Raw genomic sequence first — 20,291 nt, forward strand, 5'->3', positions numbered from 1 at the left:
GCCAAACGGCGCGCTTCGGCCTCCCGGCACAGTGGCGGCGCGCCAACTCGTGCGCGGATCACCGCCCCCGACGGTCGTCGGGATGGCAGGATGCCGCTCATGGCCAACGCGAACCTCGCCACGCTCCTGACCGAGAGCGCCGCCAAGCACCCCGAGCGGATCGCCATCCGCCTGGACGACGCCGCCGTGCCGTACGCCGCCCTGGACGCCGGGAGCCAGCGGGTCGCGGGCCTGCTTCGCGAGCTGGGGGTCGAGCCGGGCGACCGCGTCGGCGTGATGCTGCCGAACGTCCCGCACTTCCCGCTGGCCTACTACGGCGCACTGCGGCTGGGCGCGGTCGTGGTGCCGATGAACCCGCTGCTCAGCAAGCGCGAGGTCGCCTACTACCTGGACAACTCGGGCGCCAAGCTGCTGCTGGCCTGGCACGGCTTCGCCGAGTCGGCCCAGGGCGGGGCCGAGCAGGCGGAGATCGACGCCGAGGTGCTGCTGGTCGAGCCGGCCGACATCGCCCAGCGGGTCGCCGCGGCCGAGCCGGTCGCCGAGGTCGCCCAGAAGCAGGGCGACGACACCGCGGTCGTGCTCTACACCTCGGGCACCACCGGCCAGCCGAAGGGCGCCGAGCTGACCCACCACAGCGTCGGCAGCAACGTCGAGGCCTGCCTGGAGCTGTTCCGCCCGACCGAGCAGGACGTCTTCTTCGGCGGCCTGCCGTTCTTCCACGTCTTCGGCCAGACGGCGACGCTGAACGTGGCGGTCGCGGTCGGCGCCGAGGTGACGCTGCTGCCGCGCTTCGACCCGACCCAGGCGCTGGAGATCATCCAGCGCGACAAGGTCTCGATCTTCATGGGCGTGCCGACGATGCACGGCGCGATCCTCAACCACCCCAAGCGGCCCGACTACGACACCAGCTCGCTGCGGCTGTTCGTCTCCGGCGGCTCGGCGCTGCCGGTCGAGGTGCTGAAGGGCGTGAAGGAGGCGTTCGACACGCCGATCCTCGAGGGCTACGGGCTCTCGGAGACCTCGCCGGTGGCGTCGTTCAGCCGCATCGACCTGCCGCAGAAGCCGGGCTCTATCGGGGTGCCGATCGAGGGCGTCGAGCTGCGGGTCGTCGACGACGAGGGCAACGAGGTGGCGGTCGGCGACGTCGGCGAGCTGCAGATCAAAGGCCCGAACGTGATGAAGGGCTACTGGCGCAACCCGGAGGCGACGGCGAAGGCGATTGACGACGAGGGCTGGTTCTCCTCCGGCGACATGGCGCGCAAGGACGAGGACGGCTTCTACTTCATCGTCGACCGCAAGAAGGACCTGATCATCCGCGGCGGCTACAACGTCTACCCGCGCGAGATCGAGGAGGTCCTCTACGAGCACCCGGCGGTCTCGGAGGCGGCCGTGATCGGCTTGCCCCACGAGGAGCTGGGCGAGGAGGTCGGCGCCGCCGTCGCGCTGAAGGCCGGCCAGAGCGTCGACGAGGCCGAGCTGCAGGCCTTCGTCAAGGAGCAGGTCGCGGCCTACAAGTACCCGCGCAAGCTGTGGATCGTCGAGGAGCTGCCGAAGGGCCCGACCGGCAAGATCCTCAAGCGCGAGATCTCGGCGCCGGGCGAGTAGCGCGCCTCCGCGGGCGACGGATCAGCCGTCGCCCGCCATCGCGCCGGCGAGGCCGGCGCGGTCGACGTCGAGCTTGCCGTAGACGTGGGTCAGGTGGGTCTCGACCGTCCGCAGGGTGACGAACAGCCGCTGGGCGATCTGGCGGTTGGTCAGGCCCTCGGCGGCCAGCTCGGCGACCCGTCGCTCGCTCGAGGTGAGGGCGTCGGAACCGGAGATCCGCAGCCGCCGCGGTCGTCCGCCGGCCACCCGCAGCTCCTCGGCGCCGCGGCGGCTGAGGGCGTTGGCCCCGCAGCGCTCGGCGACGTCGATCGCCCGCCGCAGCGTCTCGCGCGCGGTCGTCCGCTGGCCCGCCCGCCGCTGCCAGGCGCCCAGCTCCAGCAGCGAGCGGCCCAGCTCCAGCTCGCCCTCGCTGCGCTCCAGCACGTGGACGCTGGCCGGCAGCAGCTCGGCCGGGTCGCCCGCCCCGACCAGGCCGGCGGCGCGGCGCGCGATCCCGATCGCCCGCGGCGCCCCGTAGCCGTCGGCCCGCCGCAGCAGCTCGCCGGCCAGCTCGCGGGCCCGACCCTCGTCCCCGACGGCGAACGCGGCCAGCGCCGCCTCGGCCTGCCAGTGCATCACCGACGGGTTGCGGATCCCCTGCGCCTCCTGCCGCTCGCCGCAGCGCAGCAGCAGCGCCAGGCCCTCGTCGGGCCGGCCGTCGTTGGTCGCCCGCACCCCGCGCGTGGCCAGCACGTAGGGGAATGTCGGGTGCTCGGTCCAGCGCTCGTCGCCCCCCGGCAGCGTCAACAGCGCGTCGGCCAGCTCCAGCTCGTCGCGGTCGAGCGCCACCAGCGCCCGCAGCGCCCGCGACGACGGCAGCGCGAACGCCCAGCCCTCCTCGGCCGCGTCGAGCGCCACCTGCCAGTCGTCGATCGCGCCCCGCAGCCGTCCCCGCAGGAAGCGCGCCACGCCGCGGAAGAACGAGGCGGTGGCGAACGCCATCCGCGCTCCGTGCAGCTGGGCGCGGTCGATCTCGGCGCTGAAGGCGACCTCGGCCGCCTCGCCGGCGTCGGAGAAGTAGAGGCTCATCCCCGCCAGCGGCAGCGCCAGCCGGTCGAGCGCGTCGATCCCCGCCCCGTGCAGCGGCGGCACCGCCCGCCGGGCCAGCTCGGCCACCGTCTCCGACGGCAGCTCGCCGGTCTGCAGACCCTGGAACGCGAGCTGGGCGAGGGTCAGCCGCTCGACCGCCGTGCGCCCGCCGCCGTGCTGGGCGAGCGCCGCCGCCGCGGTCGCCTCGTCGGGTCCGGCCGCCCGCGCCAGCGAGCGGCTGACCGTCAGGTCGGCGGCCCGCAGGGAGACCCGGATCGCGTCGTCGTCGGCCAGCGGCTCGCCGAGGCCGCGGGCCAGCAGCGCCTTCGCCGCCGCGGCCTCGCCCCGCTCGTAGCGGGCGATCGCGGCCGTCAGGTCGAGGCCCGCCCGCCGCTGGGGATCGGCCTGGCCGGCCCGCGCCCGCTCCAGCCGCTCGACGCCGTCGGGGTCGCCGGCGGCCAGCTGGACCCGCCCCAGCGCCTCCAGCAGCTCGGGGTCGGCCGCGGCGTCGAGCCGTTCCCGCGCGGCCCGTTCGAGCAGCGCGATCGCGGTGTCCGGATCGCCCCGCTCGGCGGCGTCGGCGGCGGCCACCCGCAGCAGCGCGACGGTCTCGGCGTCCTCGGCCGGCTCGGTGTGGAGCAGGTGCGGGGCGGCGGCCAGCGGATCGGCCCCGGCCGCGACCAGCGCCGCGAACGCCCGCCGGTGCAGCAGCGCACGCTCGCCGGCCGCGATCCCCTCGCGGACCGCCGCCTCCAGCAGCGGGTGGGCGATCTCCAGCGGCCGCTCCGGCCCGAGCAGCCCGGCCTGGGCGAGCGCGTCGGCGTGAAGCGTGGCGGCCGTCGGGTCGAGCCGCGCGACGCGGGCGGCGACCGCCGTCTCGGCGCGGCCGCCGAGCACCGCCACCGCCCGCACCAGCGCGGTCGCCTCGCGACCGAGCCCGGCCAGCCGCGCCGCCACCGAGCGGGCGACCGCGGCCGGCTGCAGGCGGGCGACGATCGCGGCGCCGGCCGCCGTCGCGGGGACATCCTCGCGCCGCAGCTCGGCGATCAGCTCGTGGACCAGGAACGGGTTGCCGCCGGCGTGGCGGTGGCAGGCGTCGGTCAGGGCGACCGCCGCGTCGCTGCCGAGCTGGCGGTCGAGCAGGACCGCGACCGCGGCGGCGCTCAGCGGGCCCGGCCGGCAGACGCGGGCTGCGGGCACGGCGGCCAGCCGGTCGAGCAGCGGGCCGCGCTCGTCGTCGACCTCCGGGCGGGTGGCGACCAGCAGCGCCACCGCCAGCCCGTCGAGCCGCGCGCCGAGGTGGAGCAGGAAGTGCAGCGAGGCGAGGTCGACCCAGTGGGCGTCGTCGACGATCAGCACCACCGGCGCCCGCTCGGCCTGCTCGGCCAGGTGCCAGTAGAGGCCGTGGGCGACGGCGAAGCGGGCCTCGGCGGCGTCGGCCGCGACCGCCGCCGCGCCGCCCGCGGACGGCTGTCCGGCGAGCACGGGGACGGCCAGGCCGGCGGCGCCGCCGGCCAGTGCGGGGGCGGCGGTCGCCGCGAACAGCTCGCGGACCGCGCCCCAGGCGAAGCGCTGGTCGAGCTCGGTTCCGCGCACCCGCAGGACGGTCATCCCGGCGTTGAAGGCCGCGTGGGCGACGGCCCGCAGCAGCGCGGTCTTGCCGACCCCCGGCGCGCCCTGGAGCAGCAGCAGGCCGCCGTCGCCGCGGTCGGCGGCGGCCAGCAGCTCGTCGACCTTCCGCAGCTCGTCCTCGCGCTCCAGCAGGACGGCGTCCGCCGGGGGCAGCGGGGACGAGAACGATGCACCCCCTCGGTTCATGTCCGCTCCAGGGCCGGTTGGCGGACGATCCTACCCGCGGACTAGGCTCCCGCCGGGGGCAGCAGCCGCTCCAGCCCGGCCCGGAGGGCGTCCAGCTCGGGCGGCTCCAGGCGGTCGGCGAACTGCTCGCGGATCCCGCGGCCGTGGGTGCGGCCGGCGGCGCGGACCCGCTCCAGCCCGGCCTCGGTCAGCGCGACCAGCTGGCCGCGGCGGTCGCCCGGGGCGGGGATCCGCTCGACCAGGCCGTGGCGCTCGAGGCCGGCGACCAGGCGGGTGATCCCGGAGCGGGTCAGCAGCACGGCCCGGCTCAGCTCGACCGGCCGCAGCCGCCGCTCGGGCGCCTGGACCAGCTGGACCAGCACGTCGTAGTCGCTGAGCGTCAGGTCGTGGGCGGCCAGGTCCTGCTCCAGCCGTCGCATGATCGCCTGGTGGGCGCGCAGGAACGCCTCCCAGGCGGCCAGCTCGGGCCCCGAGAGCGTGTGTCCTCCTCGCCGCGCCATCGCGGCGATGCTAGATGATCGCGGTGTTCGTTGCGCGCGCAACGACTGCCTGGTATGTTGTTGACAACGCAACAAACGAGGGAGGCGCGCGATGCGGCTCGAGGGTCTGCACCACATCACGATGATCACCGGCGACGCCCAGCGGACGATCGACTTCTACGCCGACGTCCTCGGGCTGCGACTGGTCAAGACGACGGTCAACTTCGACCAGCCGGAGGCGTACCACCTGTACTTCGGCGACGAGGCGGGCAGCCCCGGCTCGATCCTCACCTGGTTCGAGTTCCGCGGCGCGGCGCCCGGTCGCGCCGGCCTCGGGATGGTCCACCGGATCGCGCTCGCCGTCCCCAGCGAGGCGGCGCTCGACTTCTGGCAGCAGCGGCTGACCCAGCAGGGCGTCGCCGTCGAGCGCGAGGACGGCAGCCTCCGCTTCGCCGACCGCGACGGCCTCGGCCTGGAGCTGGTGGTCCACGACATCGGCGCCCAGCTGCGGGCCGCCCACCCCGACGTGCCCGCCGAGCACGCGATCACCGGCGTCGCCGGCGCCCGCGCCTACGGGGCCTTCCACGCCGTTCCCGACGGGGTCCTCACCGACCTGCTCGGGTTCGACCACGAGGGCGACGGTCACTACGTGCTGCGCGGCGAGCAGCGCCACGTCCACTGGACGATCGACCCGGCGCCCGACGCCCACGGCCAGCCGGGGGCCGGCACCGTCCACCACATCGCCTGGGCCTCGCGCGACGAGGACCACGCGGGCTGGCGGCAGCGGATCGCCGACGGCGGCGGCTTCGTGACCCCGATCATCGACCGCGACTACTTCTTCGCGCTCTACTTCCGCGAGCCGCACGGCGTGCTGTTCGAGATCGCCACCCTCGGGCCCGGCTTCGCCACCGACGAGCCGCCCGAGCACCTGGGGGAGGAGCTGCGGCTGCCGACCCAGCACGAGCACCTGCGCGCGCAGCTCGACGGGCAGCTGACGCGGATCGTCAACCCGCGGTCGGGCAAGGAGGTCCGGGCATGAGCGGCGAGATCGTCCCCCTGGTCCACCGCGAGCGGCCGGCCGACGGCGAGCCCGAGGGCCTGCTGGTGCTGCACCACGGCCGCGGCGCCGACGAGCACGACCTGCTCGGCCTGGCCGACGTGCTCGACCGCGAGCGGCGGCTGCACGTGGTCACCCCGGGCGGGCCGCTGCGGCTGCCCGGCTGGCCCGGCCGCCACTGGTACGCGGTGCCGCGGGTCGGCTTCCCCGATCCGGAGACCTTCGCCACGGCCTGGCGCTCGCTGGCCGCCTTCCACGACGAGCTCTGGGAGCGGACCGGGATCGCGCCCGAGCGGACGGTCCTCGGCGGCTTCTCGATGGGGGCGGTGATGAGCTACGCGCTCGGCCTCGGGCGGCTGGAGGGCGAGCCGCGCCGGCCGGCGGTGGCCGGCGTGCTGGCGCTCTCCGGGTTCGTGCCGACGGTCGACGGCTTCGCGCTCGACGCCGCCGGTCGCCCGACCCGAGCGCTGGTCGCCCACGGCCAGCGCGACGGCGTGATCGGCCATCCGTTCGCCGTCGCCGCCCGCGAGCAGCTGACCGCGGCCGGGATCGACCTGACCGCGCTCGACGGCCCCGGCGACCACCAGATCGATCCGACCCACGTGCTCCCGATCGCCGACTGGCTCGGCGCGACGCTGGCGTCCGCCGGGCCTGATCGGATCGGGCGATGAGCGACGCCGTCGTCCGCCACCGCGATCGCGACCGGCTGCTGCTGCTGGGGCCGGGGGCGATCGCGGCCGCCGCGCCGCACCTGGAGGGCGCCGACGTGCTGCTCACGACCCCGCGGGCGCGGGCCCAGCTGCCGGCCGCTGCCGGCTGGGCGCGGACGACGGTCGACGTGCCCGCCGGCCGGGTCGACGAGGTCGCCGCCGCGCTCCGCGAGAGGGTCGTCGGACGGCGGCTGGTGGCGCTCGGCGGCGGGCGCGTGATCGACGTCGCGAAGGCGCTGGCCGCCGCCGATCCGCCACGGACCGTGGTCGCGGTGCCGACCACCCTCTCGGCGGCCGAGATGACCGGATCCCACCGCCAGGCCCGCGGCGTCGCGCCCGGCACGCCGACCGTCGCCGCGTCGGTGGTGGTGGTCGATCCCGCCCTCAGCGCCTCGCAGCCGCCGGCCGAGCGGGCGGCCAGCAGCGCCAACGCCCTCGGCCACGCGCTCACCGCCCTGGCCAGCGACCGCAGCGACCCGATCGCCGGCGCGGTCGCGCGTGACGCCGTGCGGACGATCGCCGCCGCCTGGCGGGCCGGCGATCCCGACCCGCTGCCGCTGGCGACCGCCGCGGTCCAGGCCGGGTGGGCGCTCGACGGGGTCGGGCTGGCCCTCCACCACGCGATCGCGCAGGAGGCGGTCCGCCAGGCCGGCGCCGCCCACGCGACGGCCAACGCCGCCGTCCTGCCCGGGACCGTGGCCGCGATCCGCCGCCGCCGGCCGGCACTGGTCGGCGAGCTGGACGGGCTGCTGGGGGAGCCGCTGGAGGCGGTCGCCGAGCGGCTGCGCGAGCGGGCCGGGGCGGCCGTCCCGGCGCTGGCCGAGCCGGCCGCGCGCGAGCGGGTGGCGGCGGCGGTGCTGGCCCGCGGGCCGCAGCTGGAGCGGATCGGGCCGCCGCCCGACGCCGCCGAGCTGGACGCGCTGCTGCTCGCCGCCGCCCGCCGGTGACGTTCCGGTCGCTGGGCGACCGGAACGTGACGGTGGGCGGGGCGGCGGGTCAGCCCTGGGCGAGGGCGCGCAGGCGATCCGGGGCCATCAGCTCGGCCGGATGGGCGCCGCCGGCCAGCCGCCGGGCGAGGGCGTCGCGGGGGAGCGGGCCGTCGCCGGCCAGCAGCAGCAGGTTGCCGGCGTGGCGACCGCGGACCACCTCGCGGCCGCCGAAGGCCAGCAGCTGGTCGAAGGTCGCGCCGAGGATCGCCGCCTGGGCGCCGACCGTCGTCCACGGCGGCTGGTCGACGACGTTCAGCAGGTAGCGGCCGCCCGGCCGCAGCACCCGCCGGACCTCGGCGGCGAAGGCGGCGGTGGCCAGCTGCTCGGGGGTCTCGGTGCCGACGAAGGCGTCGCCGAGGACCAGGTCGAAGCGGGCGTCGGGGCTGCGGGCGACGGTCGCGGCGCCGTCGCCGACCACCACCCGCAGGCGCGCGCCGCGGCGCAGCCGCAGGTGCTGCTCGGCCAGCCGCACGACCGACGCCGACCGCTCGACGACGGTCTGCTCGGCCTGGGGCCGGGTCGAGGCGACGAACCGCGGCAGGCTGAAGGCGCCGCCGCCCAAGTGCAGCAGCGAGCAGGGCGCCCCGCGCGGGACCAGCAGCTCGAGCGCGGCCCCGATCCGAGCCACGTAGTCCAGCTCCAGGTGGGTCGGGTCGGCCAGGTCGACGTAGCCGTGGGCGAGGCCGTCGATCAGCAGCAGCCGGCCGCCCGGGCGGGCGCCGTCGGGCAGCAGCTCGAGCACGCCGACGCCCGCCTCGACCCGGACCGGGCGGAACGGCGCGCCGCCCCGTCGGTCGCCGCGGCTGCGGGAGCGGGCCACCGGAGCGGAGGGGTCGGGGTCAGGCGCCGACGCCGAGCAGCCGGTCGCCGGCGTCGGGGTCGCCGGCCGCGCGGACCGCGCCGGCCAGGGTCTCGACCAGCTGGTCGGCGAACCGCTCGCGGTCGGGGGCGCCCAACTCCAGCCGCACCAGCATCGCGCCGTCGACGAACAGCAGCCAGCCGAGCACCGCCGCCCGCAGCGCCGGGTCGGTCCGCTCCAGGTCGGCGTGGCCGAGGGTGGCCAGGATCAGCGCCACCGTCGCCTGGCGGATGTTGTCGATCAGCTCGCGGATCCCGCTCTCGCCGGCGGCGGCGGTCAGCAGCCGGCGGAACTGCTTGGGCCGCTCGTCGATCCACTCCAGGTAGGCGCTGAGGCTGTGGTGGGCGGCCTGGTGCAGCGGCAGGTCGGCCCGCGGCCGGACCCGCTCGGCGAGGTCGTCGGCGGCGTCGGCCAGCGTCGCCACGAAGAAGTCGCGCTTGGTCGGGAAGTAGTGGTAGAGCAGCGGCTTCGAGACCCCGGCCGCCTTGGCGATCTGGGCCATCGAGAGCTCGCCGTAGTCGTGCTCGGCGAACAGCTCGGTGCCGGCCTCCAGCAGCCGCCGGCGGCGTTCGTCGACCGCCAGCCGGCGGTAGGCGCGGGTCGCGTCGGCGGGATCGGCGACCGGAGGGGAGTCGGGGGGAGCCACCGCGCCAGTCTAGCGCTGTCGACTGGCGGTCGACACGCTGCCCCTGCTCGTCGACCATCGGTCAGCAACTTCTTGACCGTCGGTCGATAGTGGTGCTACCGTCGCTGCTGACCACGGGTCGACAAGCGGCCCGGCGACCTTCCGGAGGACCCCCGATGCGCCTGATCTCGATCCCGCCCGACCCACCGCCGGCCCGGCCGCGACCGCGCCCGTCCGGCGAGCGCGCGGCGCCCCCGCGGCGGCTGACCGAGGAGTTCGTCGGCGCCCGGCTGCTGGCCTGGGCCGGCGGCGCCGCGCTGCTGATCGCCCTCGGCACGCTCTTCTGGCTCGGCGTCCGCGACGGCTGGATCGGCCCCGGCGCCCGCTGCGCGCTGGGGGCGGCGGCCTCGGGCGGGCTGCTCGCCGCCGGTCTCCGCCAGGCCCGCCGCGGCCGGGCGCGCGAGGCGTCGTGGGCGATGGCCGGCACCGGGCTCGCCGGCCTCTACGTGACGACCGCGGTCGCGGCCGGCCCCTACGCGCTGCTGCCGGCGCTGGTCGGCCTGGCGCTGCTGGCCGGGCTCGGCGTCGCCGCGGCCTGGACGGCCCTGCGGTGGGACGCGCCGCCGCTGGCCGGCGTCGGCCTGCTCGGCGCGCTGGCCGCGCCGGTGCTGGCCCCGGTCGACGGGCTGGCGCTGCCGGTGGTGGTGCTGGCGCTGGCCGCGACCGGGCTGCTGCTGCGGTTCCGGCCCTGGGCCTGGCTGACCGCGCTGGCGACGGTGCTGGCGCTGCCGCAGGTGGCCTGGCACGTGGCGCTGGCCCTCGACGCCGCCGGCGCCGACGCGGCCGGCGCGCTGCGGGTGGCCGCGCCCGGGGCCTGGACGGTCGCCGCGCTGGCCGCCGGCCTGCTGCTGACGGTCGGCTGGGAGCTGGCCCGGCCGGCGGTCCGCGAGCGGTCGGCGATGCCGCTGCTGGCCGCCGTCCACGTGCTGGTCGCCGCCGCGCTGGCCAGCGGCTACGTGGTGGTGGCCGACCGGCCGCTGGCCGCCGCCGCGACGCTGGCCCCGATCGCGGCGCTGCTGGTCGCCGCCGCCACGGTCGCGCGGCGGCGGGCGCGGGCGGTGACGGCGGTCGAGCTGGTGCTGCTCGGCCTGGCGGTGCTGGTGGCCGACCTCGGCTTCGCCCTCGTCGCCACGGGCGTCGTCCAGCTGGTCGGCTGGGCCGCGAGCGCCGTCGCCTTCGCGCTGGTCGCCTGCCGCGCCGCCGCCGGGCGGCTGCCGGTGGTGATCGGCGGCGTCGGCCTGCACGCCGGGCTCGGCCTGGTCGAGGTGGTCGGGACGCTCGGCGACGGCGGGCTGGCGCCACTGGTCGGCGCGGCGCTGCTGGCCGCGGCCTGCGTCGTCTCGGCGCGGGTGGTCGCGCCGCGCAGCCCGGGCCTGCGGGTGGCGCTCGACGTGACCGCGCTGGCGGTGGCGGCGCTCTGGACGGCGACCGCGCTGGCGCCGGCGGAGCTGGCCCTGGCCTGCGCGGCCCAGGCCGGAGCGCTGGCCCTCGCCGCCCGCCTCGACGGCGACCCGGTGGCCCGGATCGGCGGCCTCCTGCAGCTGCTCGCGGCGCTCGGGCTGGCGCTCGCCGTCGGGAGCGGCGCGGCGATCGCGGCCGCCTTCTCGCCGGTCGCCGTCGACGACCTGCCGCTCGTGGTCGGGCCGCTGGCCGCGGTGGCGCTGGCCGCCGCCGTCAGCCACTGGACGCTGGCCGGCCGCCGCCAGCTGCTGGCGGTGCCGGTCGCCGCCGCGGCCGATCCGGCGGGCGAGCGGCGGCTGCTCGACGCGATCCGCGCGGCGCTGGCGCTCGTGGCCGGGGTCGGCGGGCTGCTGGCCGGCTCGGGCCTGACCGCGGCGCTGGTCGCCGCGGCCGGGGGCGGGGACGACGCGGTCGCCGTCGCGCTCGACGCGCTCTGGGCCACGACCGCGGTCGGGCTGGTCGCCGCCGGGCTGCTGCGGCGGGTCGTCGGCCTGCGGCTGGCCGGGCTCGGGCTGCTCGGGGTGGTGGCGCTGAAGGTCGCCGTGCTCGACCTGGCCGCCGTCGACACCGCCGGGCGGGTGGTGGCCTGGGCGCTGCTCGGCGCGCTGCTGCTGGTCGGCGCCGGCCTCTACGGCCGGCTGCGGCCGCACGCCCCGCCGACCGCCGAGCAGCTGGAGGCGCTGGAGCGGGAGCTGCTGGATTGACGCCCGGAACGACGCGACCCGGCCGAGGTCGGCCGGGTCGCGGGATCCTGCGGGGGCGCTCGCCTGGAGCGGGGCGAGCGGCCCGATCAGTCGGCCGCGGAGGCGGCCGGCGCGGGCTCGGCGCCGACCGGGGTCCCCGGCGGGTCGATGTTCTTCACCAGGTGACCCTCGAGCGAGACGTTCGGGATCAGCCGGTCCATCCACTTCGGCAGGTACCAGGCCTTGTCGCCCAGCAGCGTCACCACCGCGGGGGCGATCAGCAGCCGGACGATCACCACGTCGATCAGGATCGCCAGGCCGAGGCCGACGCCGAACATCTTCGAGATCACCTCGTCCTGGGTCACGAAGGCCAGGAAGACCGAGGCCATGATCAGGCCGGCGAAGAGCACGACCTTGCCGATCCGCGAGACGCCGTGGATGACGCTCTGCTTCGGCCCGTCGCCCTCGTTGTAGGCCTCGTGGATCCGGCTGAGCAGGAAGACGTTGTAGTCCATGCTCAGGCCGAAGAGGATCGCGAACAGCATCACCGGCACGAACGAGACCACGGGCACGCCGCTGTCGACGCCGATCAGGCTGGCGCCGACCCCGTCCTGGAAGACCGCCGTGATCACGCCGTAGGCCGCCCCGACCGACAGCAGGTTGAAGACGGCGGAGACCAGCGGGATCCAGAGCGATCGGAAGGCGGCCATCAGCAGCAGCACCGAGAGCCCGATCACCACCGCGATGAACAGCGGCAGCCCGGACGAGACCTTGTCCGAGAAGTCCTGGAAGCCGGCGGTGTTGCCGCCGACGTAGACCTTGCCGGCGATCGGCGTGCCCGTCGTCGCCCCCGGGATCACGTCGTCCCGCAGCCGGTTGAGGGTGTCGGTGGTCCGCTCGTCCTGCGGCGCCGAGGTCGGCGTCGCCGAGATGATCGCCACCTGGCCGTCGTCCGACGGGCCGGCGAGGACGCTGGCCGGGATCAGGCCCTTGTCGCTCGAGATCGCGGTCTTCAGCTTCTCGACCGCGGCCTGGTTCTTGGCGAAGCCGCCCGGGGTGTCGACGGCGACCAGGAACGGGCCGTTCGAGCCGGGGCCGAAGGCCTTGGTCAGCTGGTCGTAGGCGACCCGCTGGGTCTTCGAGGTCGGCTGGTTGCCGTCGTCCGGCTGGCCGAGTCGCAGGTGCGTCATCGGCGCGGCGAAGATCAGCAGGATCACGACGCCGGCGCCGATCGCCAGCCACGGCTTCGACGCGACCCGCTCGCCCCAGCGGGCGAAGGCCTGCGAGGGCTCGACGTGGGCCCGCTTCTTCGGCTTCAGCCGCTTGGCGAAGGCACCGATGAAGATCGGCAGGATCGTGAGCGCGGAGACGACGACCGCCGCCACGCCGATCGCGGCGCCGATGCCCATCTTGCCGATCATCGGGATCCCGATCACCAGCAGGCCGGCGATCGCGACCATCACGATCAGGCCGGCGGCCACGACCGAGGAGCCGGACGTAGCGGCGGCCTTCGCCGCCGCGTCACGGACGCTGTCGCCGGCCGCCGCCTGCTCGCGGTAGCGGCCGATGATCAACAGCGAGTAGTCGATGCCGGCACCGAGGCCCAACATCACCGCGATCGTGGTCGCGAACTCCGGCAGGCCGAGCGGCTTGGCGAGGGCGGCCAGCAGGATCTGGCCGATCATCACGCCGAGCAGCGCGCCGAGGATCGTGGCGCCCATCGCGGCGCCGGAGCGGAAGAGCACCGTCAGCAGGACGATCGCCAGCGCGACGCCGATCAGCTCGCCGACCGGGGCGGACTGCTCGCTCGCGATGTCGACGACCATGCCGCGCATCTCGACCTGGACGTTGCCGCCCTTCTCGGCGGTCAGCGCGGCCTTCTCCAGCCGCTCGCCGTCCTCCTTCTCGATGTCGGTCGGCTCGGTCAGGTAGCGGACGTCGACCGACGCCAGCTTGCCGTCGGGCGAGATCTGCCCGCCCTTGGCGAACGGGTCGCCGACGCCGCCCTTCGGCGCGACGCCCGGCAGCTTGCGGACCGCGGCCAGCGCCGTCTCGACCGCCTGGCGGTTCTGGGGGTCGCTGATCTTGCCCGACTTGGCGGTGAAGACCAGCGTCGAGTCGGCGCCGGCCAGGCTCTTCTGGTGCTTCTGGAAGAGGTCGACGGCCTTCTGCGACTCGGCGCCCGGGACCTTGAAGTCGTCGGGCGCCTTGCCCCCCGCGCCGGCGGCGATGCCGAGCAGGATGATCACCGCGATCGCGGCGATCAGACTTCGCTTCCAGCGATGGGTGAGCACGCGGGCGATGCGCGCGAGATAGTCCGACATGGTGCTCCTGAAGCTGCGAGTGGGACGGCTCGGCGGACGCCGAGCCGGTGGACCGTAGCACAGCCCCTGCAATTTTGCATGTCATGCAGAGTTGCAGGAGGGGTAAAAGCGCAGACGCTGCAGGCACTCGCTACTGTTGGGGCATGGACGAGCAGACGGTGGACGCCGGAAGCGGCGTCCCCGGCGCCGGTGCCGGGGACGGAGCATCACCCCGCCCCGGCCTTCGGGAGCGCAAGAAGCAGCGCCGCCGCGAGACGATCGCGCGGGTCGCCCTGGAGCTGTTCGACCGCCAGGGCTTCGCCGCCACGACGATCCCCCAGATCGCCGAGGAGGCCGACGTCTCCCCGCGGACCGTCTCCTCCTACTTCCCGGCCAAGGAGGACCTGGTCTTCCCGGACACCGAGGAGGCGTTCGCGCGGCTCGACGAGCGGCTGCGCCTGCGGCAGCCGGGCGAGAGCGCAACCGACGCGCTACGGGCCTGGATCATGGCCGAGCTGCCCGGCTGGGAGGGCCGCGACGCCCAACTGCGGATGCAGCGGCGGGTGATCGAGTCGGACGTCGGGCTGCAGGCGCTGGAGCGCCACCATCACACCCAGGCCGAGCGGCGGATCGCCGAGGCGATCGCGGCCGACCTGGGGACCGCGCCCGACGAGCTGGAGCCGCGGATGGCGGCGGCCGCGACGATCGCGATCTTCGACGTGCTCGGCGAGCACCGCAAGCAGGAGCCGGAGGAGGCCCCGATGGTGCCGAACGGCGAGCAGCCCGAGGCGCTGGCCCTGCTCGACCGGGCGCTGACCTTCGTCGGCGCCGGCGTCCGCGCGATGCGCGACTACGACGACCGGCCGGCGACCGCCTGATCGTCGGTCCAGCCGCTGGCCCGCCGGCAGAGGTCCCAGAGCGCGGCCCGCTCGGCCGCGCTCTCGCGGGTCCGGCGCAGGCGGTGCGTCGGCCGTCGCCGCCGGTCGTGCCAGAAGCCGCCGCTGGCGAGCTCGTCGGCGGGCGCGCCGGCCAGCCAGACGATCGTGTCCGCGGCCTGCTCGGCCGTGCGCAGCAGCGGGCCCATCAGCCGGTGGAAGCCGGGCAGCGCGTCGCGGACGCCGCCGGTGTCGGCCCAGCCGGGGTGCATCGCGTGGGCGGCGACGCCGGTGCCCCGCCAGCGGGCGGCCCACTGCTCGGCCAGCACCACCTCGGCGCGCTTGGTGCGGGCGTAGACCGCCGCCGGCCGGTAGCGGCCGGACGCGCTGGTCGGATCGGCGACGTCGAGCCGCTGGGCGTACATGCCGCCGGACGAGACGACGATCATCCGCGCCGGGGCGGCGGCCCGCAGGACCGGCTCGAGCAGCGCGGTCAGCAGGAACGGCCCCAGCACGTTGACCGCGAACGCCAGCTCGTGACCCTCCGCGGTCAGGGTCCGCTCGGGCGGCATCACGCCCGCGTCGTGGACCAGCAGCCGGATCGGGGCGCCGCCCGCGGTCAGGCGCGCGGCGAGCGCGCGGACGTCGGCCAGCCGGCCGAGGTCGCAGCGCTCGAAGCGGACGTCGGCGCCGCCGGCTTCGGCGGCGATCGTGCGGGCGGCGTCCGCGCCCCGCTGCGGGTCGCGCCCGACGATCACGACGGTGGCGCCGAGCCGGGCGATCCCGCTGGCCGCGGCCCGGCCGATGCCCGCGGTCCCGCCGGTCACCAGCGCGGTCTGCCCGGACAGCGAGAGCGGATCGGCGGGCCAGCCGTCCAGCCGGCGGCGGACGGCGAGGCCGATCCGCGTGTAGCCGGGGACGACGGAGCGGTCGAGCAGGCGGTCGAGGGCGGCGGCGAGCATCACGGGGGCGGAGCGGCGGGGCCGGTCACCCGACCCTACGCCGGCCGCCCCCGTCCGGATGCCCCTCCGGCCTAGGAGGCGGAGCCGCCGGGGGCGGGGGCGCCGTAGCCGGCGGGACCGTCGCCGCCCGGAGCCCCGGGACCGCCGCCACCGTCCGGACCGCCGGGGCCGCCCCGGTGGCCCCCGCGGTGGCCGAACCCGGGACCGCCGCCGAAGCCGAGGCCGGGACCGCGCTTGCCGCCGCGCTCGGGCAGGTTCTTCTCCAGCGCCTTCTCGACGTCGGCCTGGCTCTTGCCCAGCGCCTTCGCGAGGGCGGCGGCCAGCGCCGTGCGGCGCTGCTCGGCCTTCGCCTCGTGCTGCTTCTCGAGGTCGGCGAAGGCGGCGGTGACCTTCGCCTCGTCGATCCCGAGCTGCTTGGCCAGGGCCTTGGCGAAGGCCGCGCGGGCGGCGGTCCGGTCGGCCTCGCTGGGCCGCTCGCCGGGCGCCGCGCCTCGCTTCGGCCGCAGGTCGTCGTCCTTGCGCAGGGCCTGGAGCGCGCTGCGCAGCTTCTCGCTGCTGACGCCGAGCGCCTTCGCCAGCTCCGCGCCCGGCGCGCCGCGCTCGGGACGGTCGTCGGCCAGCTGCGAGCGGACGTCGCCGAGCGCCGCGCGCAGCTTCTCGCTGCTGACGCCGAGATCCTTGGCGAGGGCGGAGAAGCGCTCCTGGCCGCGCTCGCGCCACTGCTGGCGCTGGGCGGTCGAGGGCGCGTCGCCCTTCTCCGGGGTCGAGTCGGCGCCGGCCTGGGTGATGACGGTGGCGGCGCCGCCCGCCAGCGCCCCGGTGGCGAGCAGGGCCGTGGCCTTCAGTCGAACGGTCATGGTGTCCTTCGCGTCGTGGGCACGATCGCCAACGACCGTACGCCGCCCGCCTCAACCGATCCCGAGGGTTGCCGAAGAACCCTTCTTCGGTTCGGTCGACGGCGAACGGCGTCCGTCGCTCAGGTGCTCCGCAGCGCCTCGACCGGCGACAGCCGCGCCGCCCGCACCGCCGGGTAGAGGCCGGCCGCGGCGCCGATCGCCAGCGCCGCCCCCAGCCCGCCGGCCAGCGCCTCGGGCGGGACCACCGCCTGCCAGCCGCGCTGGTCGGCGTAGACCGTCGTCACCACCGCCCCCAGCGCGACCCCCGAGAGCCCGCCGATCCCGGACAGCAGCAGCGACTCGCCGAGGAACTGGACCCGCACGTGGCCGCGGGTGGCGCCGAGCGCCCGCCGCAGGCCGATCTCGCTGCGCCGCTCCAGGACCGAGATCACCATCGTGTTCGCGATCCCGATCCCGCCGACCAGCAGCGCCACCGCCCCGAGCCCGAGGAAGAGCCCGGTGAAGGCGTCGTCGGCGGCGGCCCGGGCGGCGAGCGCGTCGGAGGGCCGGCTGACGTCGACCTCCTCCGGGTTGGCCGGGTTGGCGGTCGCCGCGAGCAGGCTCGCGACCCGCGCGACCGCGGCCGGCGCGGCCCGCACGTAGACCAGCGTCGCCGAGCGCTCGGCGCCCAGGTAGCGGGCCGCCGCGTCGTAGCCGATCAGGGCCGAGCGGTCGAGGTCGGGCGCCAGCGGCAGCGAGGCCATGATCCCGATCACCGCGTACCAGCGGCCGGCGATGTAGACCGGCCGGCCGGGGCGGTCGATCCCCAGCCGCTCGGCCGCGACCGCGCCCAGCACCACCGCCGGCCCGCGGGCGTTGGCGGCGTTGAGGAAGCGGCCGCGCAGCATCCGGCCCCGCATCGTCGCCAGCAGCGAGGGATCGGCGGCCTGGACGCTCAGGCCGCCGGTCTCGTCGGGGTCGATCCGGTCGCTGCGGCGGACGGTCGCGTCGTTGAGGCCGCGGACGGTCGAGACCCGCGCGACGCCGGCGATCCGCCGCATCGAGCCCGCGGCGGTCAGCGGCAGCGTGGCGTCGTCGCCGCCCAGCGTCTGGCCGGGCGCGGCGGTCAGCAGGTCGGTGCCGAGCGCGTCGAGCTGGCGCACCAGGCCCTCGCGCGAGGAGGCGGAGAGCCCGAGGACGCCCACCAGGCTGGCGATCCCGATCGCGATCCCGAGCGCCGAGAGCAGCGTCCGCACCCGCCGCGAGCGGAGCCCCGCCGCGGCGACCCGCAGGACGTCGGCGGGCAGCAGGCCGCCCCTCACGACGCGTCCTCCACCAGGCGCCCGTCGTGGATCGTGACCCGCCGCGGCAGCTGGGCGGCGAGCTGTCCGTCGTGGGTGATGACCACGATCGTCGTCCCGGCCTCGTTCAGCGCCCGCAGCAGCGCGACCACCGCCGCGCCCGAGCGCGAGTCGAGGTTGCCGGTCGGCTCGTCGGCGAAGACGATCGCCGGTCGGGCCACCAGCGCCCGCGCGATCGCCACCCGCTGGCGCTCGCCGCCGGACAGCTCGTTCGGGCGGTGGAGCGCGCGGCGGCCGATCCCGACCCGCTCGAGCGCGATCCGCGCCGCCGCCAGCCGCTCGCGGGCCGGGGTCGCGGTGTAGAGCAGGCCGTGGGCGACGTTCTCCAGCGCGGTGACCCCGTCGAGCAGGAAGAACTGCTGGAAGACGAAGCCGATCCGGCGGGCCCGCAGCGCGGCGAGGGCGCGGTCGCCGAGGGTCGCCACGTCGTGGCCGTCGAGCCGCACCCGGCCGCTGCTCGGCCGTTCGAGGGTGCCCATGATGTGCAGCAGCGTCGACTTGCCGGAGCCCGAGGGGCCGACGACCGCGGCCAGCTCGCCGGCGTCGATCCGCAGCGTCACGTCGTCGAGCGCGCGGACGCCGCCGGGGTAGGTCTTGCCGACGCCGTCGAGGGCGAGGACGGCGCTCATCGCGGCACCACCACCCGCTCGCCGGGTCGCAGCGCGCCGTCGATCTCGACGTAGCCGTCGGCGAAGACGCCGGTCTCGACCGCCACCAGCCGACCGCCGGGACGCTCGACCGCGTAGCGGCCGCCGCCGCGCGCGACCAGCGCCGTGATCGGCACGCTGAGCGCGTCGCGGGCCGCCTCGGTGGCGACCGAGATCGTCACCGGCGCCCGGTCGAGCCCGCTGCTGCGGGCCAGCCGTCCGCGCAGCCGCACCCGCAGCGCGACGGTCGCGTCGCCGCCCTCCTGGCCGGCGCGGGCGACCCGGCCGACCCGCTCGACGACGCCGCGGGCGACGTCGCCGTCGGGCAGGGTCACCTCGACCCGGTCGCCGCGGTCGACCGATCCCTGGCGGCCGGCGTCGAGCCGCCCGCTGACGACCCGGCGGGTGCTGGAGATCGCGGTCAGCGCCCCGCCGCCGGAGCCGCTGCCCGCGCCCTCGCCGCCGTTCCCGCCACCGCCGCCACCCGACCCGTCGCCGCCGGCGGTCGGCCCGCTGACGTGGTCGCCGACCGCGGCCGCGTGGCTGCCGACCCGGATCGGCCCGTCGGCGAACAGCAGCTCGCCGAGCGCCACCCGGCCGCTCTGCTCGACGTCGCGCGCGTCCTGCCAGCGGCGGACCGCGGCGGTCGTCGCGGCCGACCACTCGCCGTCGGCGACGATCGCGCGGTAGGGATCGTGGCCGAGCGCGATCAGGTTGCGCTGGAGCTGGCGGACGTCGGGTCCGTCGGAGACCCCGGCCCCAAGGTCGCGGTACATCGGCAGCGCCCCGAACATCACGATCGCCGTCGGCCGGCCGTCGATCGAGACCAGCGAGCGGCCGCGGCCGAGCACCGCGCCCTCGGCCGCGATCCGGGTCACGGTGCCGGTCGCGGGGGCAGCGACATCGCGGGCGCCGGCGAACTCGAGCGTGCCGTCGACGTCCTGGCGGTCGACCAGGTCGCGGCGCTCGACCGTCGCGGTACCGGTCGCCACCCCGCGGGCGGTCGCGGCCGCCGGCGGCGGGGCGCCGTCGCGGGTCAGCAGCCAGGCCGCCCCGCCGGCGGCCAGCAGCAGCGCGCCGACGGCGGCCACCCGGCGGCCACGGCGCGGGCCGGGGCCCGGGTCGTCGAGCGCCGGCACCGGCGGACCGCCGTCCTCCGGGAGCGCCGTCGGCGGCTCGTCCTCGACCCGCAGCGCGGCGGTCGGCGCCTCCAGCCGACCGCCGGCGTCGGACAGGCTCACGGCTCGCTCCCGACCGCCATCGCCGGCTTCGCCCCGCCGGGGCCCTCGCCGAGAAGCTCGTGGCAGGCCTCGTCGGCCCGCTTGAAGCGCGGCGAGTCGGGCCGCGGGCCGCCGCCGGCCTTGCCCTTCGGTCCGCCGATCCGCATCGTCACCGCGCCGTCGCCGCTGAACTGCGGGTCGGGCATGTCGACGCCCTTCTGGCGCATGCAGCGCGTGTAGCGCAGGAAGCGGTCGCGCATCTTCGCCTGCTCGGCGGGGGAGGGCGGCGGCCCGGCGCCCTCCTGCAGGAACTTCTGGCAGGCCTTGTCGGCGGCCTGCATCTTGCCGTCGTCGGGGCCGTCGCGTCCGGCCCGCTTCGAGGTGATCGCGATCCCGCCGTTGCCCTGGCGCTTCGGGTCGGGCATGTCGACGCCGTGCTCGCGCATGCACTTGGCGAACTTCAGCGCGCCGTCGTAGGCGCGGTCGGCCTGGGCGGTCGGGTCGTCCTTGGCGTCGGCGCCGCAGGCGGCCAGCGTGGCCGCGCAGAGCGCGACGGCGGCAAGCCGCGCCAGCCGCGCGGGGGTGGGGGTCGTGCGGAGGAGCTGCATCGTCGCCCGATCCCACCGCCCGCGGGTGAGGAGACGATGAGCCGCGCCGAGGACGCTCGTGAGCG

17 protein-coding genes are annotated in these 20,291 nt (G+C 76.9%); 6 read left to right on the top strand and 11 right to left on the bottom strand.

The genetic code is table 11. The annotated features are described in order from the left end of the window. The first annotated feature begins 99 nt into the window (after positions 1-99). Complete coding sequence (locus SH587_RS13450; RefSeq protein WP_320671141.1) at positions 100-1,605, top strand: long-chain-fatty-acid--CoA ligase; 1,506 nt, start codon at positions 100-102, stop codon at positions 1,603-1,605. Positions 1,606-1,626: 21 nt separating this feature from the next. Here the strand turns inward: SH587_RS13450 and SH587_RS13455 are convergent, their stop codons facing one another. Together SH587_RS13455 and SH587_RS13460 are read right to left on the bottom strand one after the other, a co-directional pair. Next, entirely contained in the window at positions 1,627-4,491 is a 2,865-nt protein-coding gene (locus tag SH587_RS13455) for an ATP-binding protein (protein WP_320671142.1), read from the bottom strand. 41 nt (positions 4,492-4,532) lie between these two features. After that, on the bottom strand, positions 4,533-4,991 hold the full coding sequence (locus SH587_RS13460; protein WP_320671143.1) for a MarR family winged helix-turn-helix transcriptional regulator: 459 nt from the start codon (positions 4,989-4,991) through the stop codon (positions 4,533-4,535). A gap of 91 nt (positions 4,992-5,082) precedes the next feature. Between SH587_RS13460 and SH587_RS13465 the strand changes: the two genes are divergently transcribed. Genes SH587_RS13465 through SH587_RS13475 form a run of 3 tightly spaced genes read left to right on the top strand, consistent with a single transcriptional unit; the run spans position 5,083 to position 7,684 of the window. Beyond that, on the top strand, positions 5,083-6,009 hold the full coding sequence (locus SH587_RS13465) for a VOC family protein (protein WP_320671144.1): 927 nt from the start codon (positions 5,083-5,085) through the stop codon (positions 6,007-6,009). Continuing rightward, positions 6,006-6,698, top strand: a complete 693-nt coding sequence (locus SH587_RS13470) for an alpha/beta hydrolase (RefSeq protein ID WP_320671145.1) — start codon at positions 6,006-6,008, stop codon at positions 6,696-6,698. The genes SH587_RS13465 and SH587_RS13470 overlap by 4 nt, the downstream gene beginning before the upstream one ends. Further along, positions 6,695-7,684 carry a dehydroquinate synthase/iron-containing alcohol dehydrogenase family protein gene (locus SH587_RS13475; protein ID WP_320671146.1) on the top strand — a complete coding sequence of 330 codons (990 nt, stop codon included), beginning with the start codon at positions 6,695-6,697 and terminating at the stop codon, positions 7,682-7,684. The genes SH587_RS13470 and SH587_RS13475 overlap by 4 nt, the downstream gene beginning before the upstream one ends. A 49-nt stretch (positions 7,685-7,733) precedes the next feature. Here SH587_RS13475 and SH587_RS13480 read toward each other — a convergent pair whose 3' ends face one another. Next, on the bottom strand, positions 7,734-8,546 hold the full coding sequence (locus SH587_RS13480; RefSeq protein WP_320671147.1) for a spermidine synthase: 813 nt from the start codon (positions 8,544-8,546) through the stop codon (positions 7,734-7,736). A 19-nt stretch (positions 8,547-8,565) separates the two neighbouring features. After that, positions 8,566-9,231, bottom strand: a complete 666-nt coding sequence (locus SH587_RS13485) for a TetR/AcrR family transcriptional regulator (protein WP_320671148.1) — start codon at positions 9,229-9,231, stop codon at positions 8,566-8,568. Between the two features lie 155 nt (positions 9,232-9,386). Here SH587_RS13485 and SH587_RS13490 point away from each other — a divergent pair, with 155 nt between their 5' ends. Then, the gene (locus SH587_RS13490) at positions 9,387-11,435 is read left to right on the top strand and encodes a DUF2339 domain-containing protein (protein WP_320671149.1); all 2,049 of its coding nucleotides are present in this window, start codon (positions 9,387-9,389) and stop codon (positions 11,433-11,435) included. 86 nt (positions 11,436-11,521) lie between these two features. Here the strand turns inward: SH587_RS13490 and SH587_RS13495 are convergent, their stop codons facing one another. Further along, on the bottom strand, positions 11,522-13,708 hold the full coding sequence (locus SH587_RS13495; RefSeq protein WP_320671150.1) for an MMPL family transporter: 2,187 nt from the start codon (positions 13,706-13,708) through the stop codon (positions 11,522-11,524). Between the two features lie 173 nt (positions 13,709-13,881). On the opposite strand from SH587_RS13495, the gene SH587_RS13500 reads away from it, so the two are divergent. Beyond that, a complete protein-coding gene (locus SH587_RS13500; RefSeq protein WP_320671151.1) occupies positions 13,882-14,595 on the top strand; it encodes a TetR/AcrR family transcriptional regulator in 714 nt (237 codons plus the stop codon). Here the strand turns inward: SH587_RS13500 and SH587_RS13505 are convergent. From SH587_RS13505 to SH587_RS13530, 6 genes are all read right to left on the bottom strand, one after another. Continuing rightward, a complete protein-coding gene (locus tag SH587_RS13505) occupies positions 14,568-15,554 on the bottom strand; it encodes an SDR family NAD(P)-dependent oxidoreductase (RefSeq protein ID WP_320671152.1) in 987 nt (328 codons plus the stop codon). The genes SH587_RS13500 and SH587_RS13505 overlap by 28 nt on opposite strands. Positions 15,555-15,625: 71 nt before the next feature. After that, a complete protein-coding gene (locus SH587_RS13510; protein WP_320671153.1) occupies positions 15,626-16,411 on the bottom strand; it encodes a hypothetical protein in 786 nt (261 codons plus the stop codon). Between the two features lie 119 nt (positions 16,412-16,530). After that, a complete protein-coding gene (locus tag SH587_RS13515) occupies positions 16,531-17,712 on the bottom strand; it encodes an ABC transporter permease (protein WP_320671154.1) in 1,182 nt (393 codons plus the stop codon). Next, the gene (locus SH587_RS13520) at positions 17,709-18,380 is read right to left on the bottom strand and encodes an ABC transporter ATP-binding protein (protein WP_320671155.1); all 672 of its coding nucleotides are present in this window, start codon (positions 18,378-18,380) and stop codon (positions 17,709-17,711) included. The genes SH587_RS13515 and SH587_RS13520 overlap by 4 nt, the downstream gene beginning before the upstream one ends. Beyond that, positions 18,377-19,639, bottom strand: a complete 1,263-nt coding sequence (locus SH587_RS13525; protein WP_320671156.1) for a peptidoglycan-binding protein — start codon at positions 19,637-19,639, stop codon at positions 18,377-18,379. The genes SH587_RS13520 and SH587_RS13525 overlap by 4 nt, the downstream gene beginning before the upstream one ends. Further along, entirely contained in the window at positions 19,636-20,226 is a 591-nt protein-coding gene (locus SH587_RS13530) for a hypothetical protein (protein ID WP_320671157.1), read from the bottom strand. Before SH587_RS13530 ends, SH587_RS13525 begins: the two co-directional genes overlap by 4 nt. Between the last annotated feature and the right edge of the window lie 65 nt (positions 20,227-20,291).

This window comes from Patulibacter defluvii (genome assembly GCF_034096925.1).
Classification (GTDB): Bacteria; Actinomycetota; Thermoleophilia; order Solirubrobacterales; family Solirubrobacteraceae; genus Patulibacter; species Patulibacter defluvii.